An 8,883-nucleotide genomic window follows, 5' to 3' on the forward strand; every position below is an offset into this window, starting at 1 on the left:
CATCGGCGATGTGGCGCCGTCCGCCGGCATCCGTCAGTTCCACGACATGCAGGTCGTCCTCGATCGTTACGGTCACGTCGTAGGCGGCCGCGGTGGCGGCATGCGTTGAGGAAGGCCCGCAGCCTGCGGTCCTTGCCCATGGTCACGATGACCGGATCCTCACCCATGTAGGTGGTGAAGAAGTCGCCGGGCCTGGAGAACTGGCTCTCGTGGGCGAGGAAGAGCCAGCTGGGCGCGAAGACACGGCGCAGTTCCTGGCGGTAGACGGCCGGGTCACTGAAGATGGTCCGGTCGACCAGTCCCCGTTCGAGGTCGAAGCGGTTGCTCACGTCGACGGACGGCTCCGCCACCCGGGCGAGGCGGTCCTCCCCCGGCCTGACGGATGGCGGTGTCAGGGAGCCGGAGTGGTCTGGAGCGGTGGGCCGCATGGCGCTTCCCTTGCCTTCCTGCTGGTGGTTCATCGGACGGTGGCCGTCAGTTCGGGCAGATGTCCGGTTGCGACGTGACGTCGATCGACCCGGTCCGCCGTTCGGCAGCCACCTGTCGACGACGTCGGCCGCCGGCGTCGTGACGCTGCATGCACACAGCAGACGTCGCCGGGCACCGATGGGCCCAGCGTGCGTGCCATGCTGCGGCACGCCGAGAAGAGGCGTCCGCCACACTGCGCACCCCGCGTTTACAACCGGGAAACAGACATCTACAGTGGACGCACGTCCAATTTAATTGGCTCTTCTGGAACCCCGGAGCCCGCCATGCCACTCCAGTCCTCCCCCGCCGACACCGTCGCACCCGCGGCTCACGAAGCTCCGACCGCCGGGCAGCAGACCGCCGTCGACAAGGCGCTCGTCCTGCTCAAGTCCCTCGCCTCGATGGACGGGGAGATCGGCGTCAGTGAACTGGCCCGCCGTTCGCGACTGACCAAGTCGACCGCCTTCCGTCTGCTGGGCATCCTCCAGCGCAACGACCTCGTCGAACGCGTCGGCAGCAACTACCGCCTGGGCAGCCAGCTCGTCTCCATCGGCGAGCGGGTCTACGGCGCGACGCCGGTGCTCCTGCGCGAGCAGCTGCTGCCGCATCTCGTGGACCTGTACGAGCTGACGCACGAGACCGTGCACCTGGCGGTTCTCCACGGGACCGACATCGTCTACGTCAACAAGATCCACGGTCACCGCGCCGCCCGCTCCCCTTCCAGGATCGGCGCCCGGCTGCCCGCCTACTGCACCGGTGTCGGCAAGGCACTGCTGGCCTTCGACCACGACCTGGCCGAAGCGGCCGTGTCGGCCGGGCTCCCCGCCCGGACCGAGTACACCCTCACAGAGCCGCACCGCTTCCGTGAGGAGCTGCGGAACATCCGCCAGGAAGGCATCGCCTTTGACCGGCAGGAAGCCCTCTCCGGGCTGACCTGTGTCGCGGTGCCGATCCTGGGACCCTCCGGCCGCCCGGTGGCGGCCCTCTCCGTGGCCGGCGCCCATCACCGCTTCGACCCCTCGCGCTACGCACCCGCCCTGCGCCGTGTGGGCTTCGAGGCGGCACGGGTCCTCACCGCGGCGAAGGCGCGGCACGTGGGATCGCCGTACGAGGCGAACGCGCTGCCGGCGGCCTGAGCGGGCCGCCGGTGACCCCGGCGTGTGCGGCACCGGAGCCACCCGGCGGGAGGACCGGACGCGCCGACCCGGCCGGCCCGCCTGCCACGCCGTCGTGGACGGTCCGGTCACACTCGTGACCGGGTGGCTCGCGGTATCCGACATGACCACCCCCTGGTCCGGACGCGGAGACCGGTGAGCATCAAGCACGCACGGCGACCCTGCGGTCACCCCGTCACTCGCACCTGACGGTTCCGAACCGCCCTGGCGAGCGGCCCAACCAGGTTCGGCCCTGCGTCGGAGCAGCACAATCCGTCGTGCCGCAGCACGGCACACCGGCCGCTGCGGAACTTCAGCGCTTGGCGTTCCCGTCGGTCCGCGTCGTGTTCGTGGCGCCGGTGCCGGGCTGGACGCGCGGCACGCTGACCACGATGTGGACCAGGCTCTCGTCCACCAGGGACTCGTACACGTGCGGCCGGTCGCCCGGATAGCGCGCGAAGTCTCCCTCCCCCAGCTCCAGCGGGCTGTCGGCCGGCCCCACGCGCACCCTGCCGCTGATGACGAAGAGATGTTCCAGCGTGCCCACGGGATGCGGTTCCGAGGGCTCGCGCGGACCACCGGAGCTCAGGCTGATGCGCACCACGTAGTTCTCGATGACACCTGAGCCGTAGATGTGGTCGAGCGACCGCGATTCGTACCCCGCGTGCTGCCGCCAGACGACCTCGTCGCCTCGCTGCACGGTGATGACCTGCTCCCGCTCGGCGACCAGCCGGGTCACCGGCACGCCCAGTGCCGTGGCGATGGAGAACAGGGTGTCGACCGTCGGGTTGCCCGTCCCCTGCTCCAGATTGGACAGCGTCTGCTTGGCCAGCCCCGCTCGACGGGCCAGCTCGGCCAGGGACAGTCCACGCTGCTCCCTGAGAAGGCGCACGTTCCGCGCGACCACGGCGTTTCCTTGTGACACGTGGCCACCTTACGAGGTCCGGTCGACGTCCCCCACGTCGACCGACGCAGGAAGACGGCCTCGTCGACGACGCGGGCCCGGCACAGGGGCGGGCCCGCGTCCTTTCACGTGCGGGTCCGACTCACCGGAACAGTCCGATGAACTCACTGCCTGCGGGCAGACCGTCCCGGACGGCGTTGGCACCGATCAGATCGTCCACATCGGCGCCGAGGCCGAGGTCGGTGAGGACGGCACGTGTGTCGCTCCCGGGCGGGCCCACCGGTTCTGTAGGTCGTACCGGGGTGGACGTCAGCCGGGCAGACGGGCCGGCGACGGTGACATCCCCGATACCGGGATGACTGCGCGTGATGACGAGGCCCTTCTTGATCGGGTAGTCGGCGTCCATCAGGGCATCGAGGTCTTCGAGGGCGTGCACCGCGACGTCCAGGTGCCGAAGTGCCTGTGTCACCTCGGCGACTGTCAGGCCGTTGATCCTCGCGGCCAACCGCTCGCTCAGTGCGGTGTCGTGCACGCCGGGATCCGTGCTTCCGGCCCCCAGAGCCTGTGCCACAGCCGAGGCTTCTTCCGGTCGGGCGGCGAGGTACAGCCAGCGATCAGCGGCCTGGTACAACCGGTCGACAGGACCGCTCCCCTTGGCGCCGGGCCCAGCGGGCTCGTCGTGCGTCGCTCCTTCGTAGTCCAGGAGGAACGGCAGCTGCAGGAAACTGCCGGTCGCCGACAGCGACGCGTGGACGGACTGCGGCCGGCCGGTCCGGAGGCGGTGGTACAGGGCGATGATGACTCCGAAGGCGGCGAAGTTTCCGGTGCTGTAGTCGCAGTAGGCGAAGGGGCCCATGTGAGGCTCGTTCCCCGGGCCGCTGAACCGCACCTGCATCCCGGTGATCGCCTGGCCCAGTTGTTCGCGGCCGCGCCACCCTCCTCGGTAGCCGTCGTACCCGAAGGCGCTGATGGAGGCGTAGACGACACCGGGGCTGAGGGAGCGCAGGTGGTCGAGGCCCATGCCGATGCGTTCGGCGACGCCGCGGGAGAAGTTCTGGACGAAGACGTCGATCCCGGTGGCGAGCCGGTCGAAGACCGTCCGTCCTCCGGGTGTCTTGATGTTCAGCATCACCGATCGCTTGCCGCTGTTGGTGTAGGTGTGCATCCCGAGCTGGCGGTCCTCGAAGCTGTGCACCTTGACCACTTCGGCGCCGTACTCGGCGAGGATCCGTGAGGTCGTCGGCCCGGCGAGCACCTGCGAGGTGTCGAGGACCCGGATTCCCTCCAGGGCCCGGCGCAGCGCGGGCTCGGGTCCCTCGTGCGGCTGCCGCTCCGGTTCGCCGAGCCGGGCGAGCACCGCGTCACGGTCGGCGTCGAGGAGACGACGCGGACCCTGCACCGACAGGGGCGTCTCCGACAGTTTGATCGGGTATCCGGCCTGCGCGGTCGCACCGAGATGGGGGTCGGTCAGTTCGATGACGGACTGGTTGGCCCGCGCGTCCTCGTCGTGGCGAAGCCAGTCCTGTGTGCTCTGGCAGATGGCTGCGGACGCGCCGGACGCGTCGTTGATCAGCCGCTCCCACTCACGTGCCGGCTTGGTGGCGAAGAGCTCGGTGAAGCGCTCACGGGCGCGCTCCCGCAGCGCGGGATCGGTCAGCATCCGCTCGGCGTCCGCCATGCCGTCGGCCACCCACTCGTCCGGCAGGAACTCGCGGCCGAACCACTCCAGGTGCTTGTCCTGGAACAGGCACAGTTCGAGCCACTCGCCGTCAGAACCCCGGTAGTGCCCCAGTTGCGGAGAATCGATGATGGCCTTGGCGGGGTTGGGTCCGCTCTGGGTGCGGCGCGTGGGAGACCGCATGACCGAGGCGCCGATCAATTCGAAGGCCGCTTCGTACAGGCTGGTGTCTATGTGCTGTCCGCGCCCCGAGCGCTCCCGGGCGTAGAGCGCGGCGGCGACACTGTGCAGTCCGACCATGACGCCCATGGCGGAGGCCTGGGGTATCGCGTTGTAGATCGGTTCGGCGGAGCGGTCCCCGACGTAGTCCATCGGCGAGCAGTCCGGGTACAGGTAGAGGCCCGCCGCCGCGGTCACCACGCCCTCCCACGCCGGCAGGTCGGCGCGCGGGTCGTCGGGTGCGAAGCCCGGCAGCGAGAGGTGGATGAGGCGCGGGTTGCGGGCACAGGTCGTCGCTCCGTCCAGCCCGAACCGTCGTGCGCGCCCCGGCCGGAACGACTCGACCAGAATGTCGGAGCGAGCCGCCAACTCCTGCGCGGCCCGCCGGTCATCCGGCTGCTCGAGATCGAGCACGATCGACTTCTTGCCCCGTTGCAGGATCGCGTTGGAGGGGTGCTGCCAGCGCGGTCCGCCGGGCGGATCGACGCGGATCACCTCAGCCCCAAGGTCGCCGAGGATCATCGCGACGGTCGGTCCGGCCAGGTAGTGACTGAGGTCCAAGACCGTCAGCCCGTGCAGTGCGCCTTTTGTCATGTCCATTCCTTAGCGGCTCTGGGGTCTTGACTTGACGTCAAGTCAAGGTACCGTGACCTGCACAACAGCGCCAGACCCCACGAGCTGCGACATGGATGTCCGGGTCAGGCGGGACGGAGAGAGACATGAAGTTCGGTTTGTTCCACAACCCCATGGTGATCAAGGGAGCCGGAAAGGAAGACTGGGAGCCCGAGCAGGAAAGGCAGAAGTTCAACGAACTGCTGGAGCAGATCGAACTGGCCGACCGGCTCGGCTTTGACTACGTGTTCCTGGGCGAGCACCACTTCACCGCCGAATACGCACACAACTCGGCGCCCGAGGTCATTCTCGGCGCGTTGTCCCGCTCCACCAGGACGATTCGCCTGGGCACCGGCATCGTGCACGCGTCCCACAACGACCCGGTGCGGACGGCGGAGCGAATCTCGACTCTCGATGTGCTGTCCGGCGGCCGGATGGAGTTCGGATTCGGGGCCGGCGGCCCGGCCGAGGTGGCGCCCCTCCTGGGTGAGCTGGCCGGCCGGCGGTCAGAGCGGTCGGTGGCGTCGTCGCAGATCTCCGTCGACATCCTCGCCAGCCGCGGGGCATACCCAGGCGTGCAGAACGAGTTCTTCCAACTGCCGCCGGTGAACGTGATCCCCAAGCCGCTCCAGACCCCGCACCCCCCGCTGTGGACCTCCACCACAAACGCCAACCAGGTCCCCGGCATCGCCAAGCGCGGCCTCGGCTGCCTCATGCTCAGCGCTGCCGGCATCGACGACGTCGAGCACGCCGTCGACGGTTACTGGGACGCCTTGCTGTCGCCTGAGACGACGCCGATGGGACAGGGCGTGAATCCCGGTCTCTTCGTCTTCGGATGCGGGATCATCGCGCCCTCGGCCGCCGAGGCCCAGAAGCGGGCACGTCGAGGCATGGAGCTGTTCTCGTACGGCCTCACCGGCGGCCACGCGGCGATCATCGCCGACCCCAAGGCGAACCTGACCGACCTGTTCGAGGCCCACCAGCGGGGCGAGGGCGACGTCCGTGAGACCCTCGGCATGCCGGAGGGATTCCGGCTCTTCGGCGACGCCTGGCCCGACCTGCCCGGCAACGTCATGTGCTCCCCCAGCGAAGCCCTCGAGACGGTCTCGGCCCTCGCCGACGTGCACGCGGACGGCTTCCTCCTCAACCAGCAGTTCGGTGACACCTCCCACGAGCACCTGATGGAGTCCATCGAGCTCTTCGCCAACGAGGTCATCGCGCCGATGCGCGAGCGCGACCGCGAGCAGAAGGAATGGCGGGCGAAGAAGCTGGCGAACCTGAACCACCCCATAGTCAGCTCGCTGTGAGCGGAGGAAGCAGATGAACCAGTCACCTTCGAGCGACGCCGTCTCGGCCGCGCTGGAGAAGGTCGGATTTCCCCTGCACGTCCAGGGCTCCGGCGAGACGGACCGCGCCGTGGTGGTGCTACACCCGGCACCCGGCCTCACTCCGGACGTCCATGCGTGGCTTGAGCGCCTGGCCCATGAGGGATTCCTCGCCGTGGCACCGGAATTGCACCACCGGCGCGGTGTCGCCACGATCGACCCTTTCACCGAGTTCGGTGGAGACGTCCAAGCCTTCGCGGCCGCCCTGCCCACCGACGAGGAACTACTCCAGGACGTGAAGGCGCTTCTGCAGGCACTCACGGCTGCGGGCGTCGACGAGATCCATCTCCTGGGTTTCTCCTACGGCGGTCGCGCGGCCTACCTCGTCGCCAGCACAGTCCCGGTGAGTTCCGCGGTGTCGTGGTACCCCTCGGGCGTGCACGAGTACGCCTTCCGCGGCAATCCCGGGCTGCCGGCGCTGACCGGCCTCGGCTTCTTCCCATCCGCCCCGTGGCTCGGCCTCGCGGGCGGCTCGGACCCGATCCTGGTGCCGGGTGAGCTCGAGGCATGGCAGAAGGCCCTTACGGCCTCCGGTGCCCCGGTGTCGCTCGTCACCTACCCCGAGGCGGGTCACGCTTTCGACATCCATCACGGATTCGGGCCCGACGCTCCCGACACCTACGATGCCGCAGCTTTCGAGGACGCGCTGAGTCGGACGCTGGCCCACTTCGCCGACCACGCCCAGAGGAAGGGTCCCTCAACATGACCGTCGAAACCGCGGCCCGGACGGCCATCGACTCACGGCAGATGCGCGAGGCCATGAGCCGGTTCTGCAGCGGGCTGACCGTCGTCACCGGCATGGATCCGTCCACCGGCGAACCGATCGGCTTCACCTGCCAGTCCTTCTCCTCGCTCTCCCTCGAACCGCCGCTCGTCATGATCGCTCCCTCCCGGACCTCCAGGACCTGGGCGCGCATCAGCGAGACCGGGGCGTTCACCGTCAACGTTCTCGCGGAACACCAGGAGTGGGTGTCACGCACCTTCGGGCGGCCGATCACGAACAAGTTCGCCAGTGTTCCGTGGCGGCTCGGGAGCACCGGTGCCCCCCGGATCGCCAGCTCGGCCGCCTGGGTCGACTGCACCGTGCACGCCCAGTACGACGGTGGCGATCATCACATCATCGTCGGTGCCGTCAAGGGACTCGACGTCTCCCGGTACGACCGGCCCCTCCTGTTCCACCGCAGCGCGTACAGCCGGCTGTAGCGGGACAGGGGAACCAAGTACGCGAAAGCCCCGGTGGCATGTCCTGACCGTCTCCGGGGCGTTGCGCTGTGCCATGTGATCCGACCTGCCGGTCTGATTCACCACGTAAAATATGTTCGCTTGTAAATTTGCCGCGGAGGCCTGCGCTGCCGGTCGGCGTTCATCATGGTCAGCGAGCTCACCCCGTTGCGTGACCTCGCGGAGGGCGTGAGACGCTGGTCCCGCTAGGAGGTGCTTGACAGTGGCCAAATCGACTCGCCGCGAGTCCATGCTCAACGCGGGTTTGAGCCTGCTCCGGACTCGTCCTCTGCGCGATATCACGCTCGATGACGTGGGAGAGCTTGCGGGCACCACCCGGAGCCTGGTCCTGTATTACTTCAAAACGCGTGACAATTTCTTCTTCGAATTGGCCGACGACTACGTCTCCTCTCTGCTGGAGGAGTTCGGACCGCCCCCCAGCCATGCGTCGGCCGACTGGATCGTCGGTGAGGTCAGCACCTTCCTGAAGATGGTGCGGCGCGACACGGCCGTCGTGGAGGCAATCACTGTCACGATGGGCGGTATCGAGGGTGTACGAGAGCTCAACGACCGAGTCACTTCCTTCACCGCCGAACGCGTGGCGCTGGCACTCGGCGTCGAAGCGGGCGACCCTTTCCTCACGCCGGTGCTTCAGTCCTGGGGGAGAACGTGCGTGGACGTGTGCCTGCGGGAGATCTCGAGTGGGCAGCGGGACATGGAACGCCTCCGCTCGCTCGTACTCGGTCACCTGATGGGCGTCCTTCAGGTCGTCGCGGCCTACGAACCATCACTTCACCTGCAGGTGCCCGACTTCAGTCCTTGGCTGCCCACCCGTCTGCAGATCTCCGCCACACCTTCCTGATCCGTAACGGCCCGTCGAGGGACGATCACGTCTCCACGGCCTCCAGGTGGGCCCGCACCCGTCCGTCCCGGACCCAGCCGCGGGACCGGGCGAAGCCGATCATGCCGCTGAAGTCCTCGCTCCAGCGGGGACCTTGGGCAGCACCCGCATCGAGCAGCCATTGGATGCCGAGCCACGCATGTCCGTCGCCATCGAGAACGCCCGCGTCCTCACGGCCAAGGGCGCTCGCGACCTCGTCCCGCGCAACCGCCACGGAGTGACGAACGCTCAGGGAGCGCAGATCGTCCAGCGCACCGCCCACCTGCTGCATGGCGTTCAGCAGACCGGACGCCGCGCCGGTCTCCTGCGGCGCGGCGCCGGAGACCACCATGCTGGTCACC

Annotated in this window: 8 protein-coding genes and 1 pseudogene; 5 read left to right on the top strand and 4 right to left on the bottom strand. The window is 68.5% G+C overall.

The features are described 5' to 3' along the window. Positions 1–428 (bottom strand): Rieske 2Fe-2S domain-containing protein (locus ABZ646_RS33265; protein ID WP_360527233.1); only part of this gene is annotated, 428 nt, incomplete at its 3' end. A gap of 324 nt (positions 429–752) precedes the next feature. Here ABZ646_RS33265 and ABZ646_RS33270 point away from each other — a divergent pair. Further along, positions 753–1,604 carry an IclR family transcriptional regulator gene (locus tag ABZ646_RS33270; RefSeq protein WP_360527236.1) on the top strand — a complete coding sequence of 284 codons (852 nt, stop codon included), beginning with the start codon at positions 753–755 and terminating at the stop codon, positions 1,602–1,604. A gap of 331 nt (positions 1,605–1,935) precedes the next feature. Here ABZ646_RS33270 and ABZ646_RS33275 read toward each other — a convergent pair whose 3' ends face one another. Beyond that, complete coding sequence (locus ABZ646_RS33275; RefSeq protein ID WP_360527239.1) at positions 1,936–2,529, bottom strand: XRE family transcriptional regulator; 594 nt, start codon at positions 2,527–2,529, stop codon at positions 1,936–1,938. 139 nt (positions 2,530–2,668) lie between these two features. Then, on the bottom strand, positions 2,669–5,017 hold the full coding sequence (locus ABZ646_RS33280) for a CoA transferase (protein ID WP_360527242.1): 2,349 nt from the start codon (positions 5,015–5,017) through the stop codon (positions 2,669–2,671). Positions 5,018–5,142: 125 nt separating this feature from the next. Here ABZ646_RS33280 and ABZ646_RS33285 point away from each other — a divergent pair, with 125 nt between their 5' ends. From ABZ646_RS33285 to ABZ646_RS33300, 4 genes are all read left to right on the top strand, one after another. Beyond that, complete coding sequence (locus ABZ646_RS33285; RefSeq protein WP_360527244.1) at positions 5,143–6,342, top strand: LLM class flavin-dependent oxidoreductase; 1,200 nt, start codon at positions 5,143–5,145, stop codon at positions 6,340–6,342. Between the two features lie 13 nt (positions 6,343–6,355). Beyond that, a complete protein-coding gene (locus tag ABZ646_RS33290) occupies positions 6,356–7,126 on the top strand; it encodes a dienelactone hydrolase family protein (protein WP_360527247.1) in 771 nt (256 codons plus the stop codon). Then, complete coding sequence (locus ABZ646_RS33295; RefSeq protein ID WP_360527250.1) at positions 7,123–7,623, top strand: flavin reductase family protein; 501 nt, start codon at positions 7,123–7,125, stop codon at positions 7,621–7,623. Before ABZ646_RS33290 ends, ABZ646_RS33295 begins: the two co-directional genes overlap by 4 nt. 241 nt (positions 7,624–7,864) lie before the next feature. Continuing rightward, positions 7,865–8,503 (top strand): hypothetical protein, encoded by a 639-nt coding sequence (locus ABZ646_RS33300; protein ID WP_360527253.1) that lies wholly within the window; start codon positions 7,865–7,867, stop codon positions 8,501–8,503. Positions 8,504–8,528: 25 nt separating this feature from the next. On the opposite strand, the pseudogene ABZ646_RS33305 reads toward ABZ646_RS33300, so the two are convergent. Continuing rightward, positions 8,529–8,883 (bottom strand): annotated as a pseudogene (locus ABZ646_RS33305) (hypothetical protein); the annotation flags it as partial.

Source organism: Streptomyces sp. NPDC007162 (genome assembly GCF_040634175.1).
Classification (GTDB): domain Bacteria; phylum Actinomycetota; class Actinomycetes; order Streptomycetales; family Streptomycetaceae; genus Streptomyces.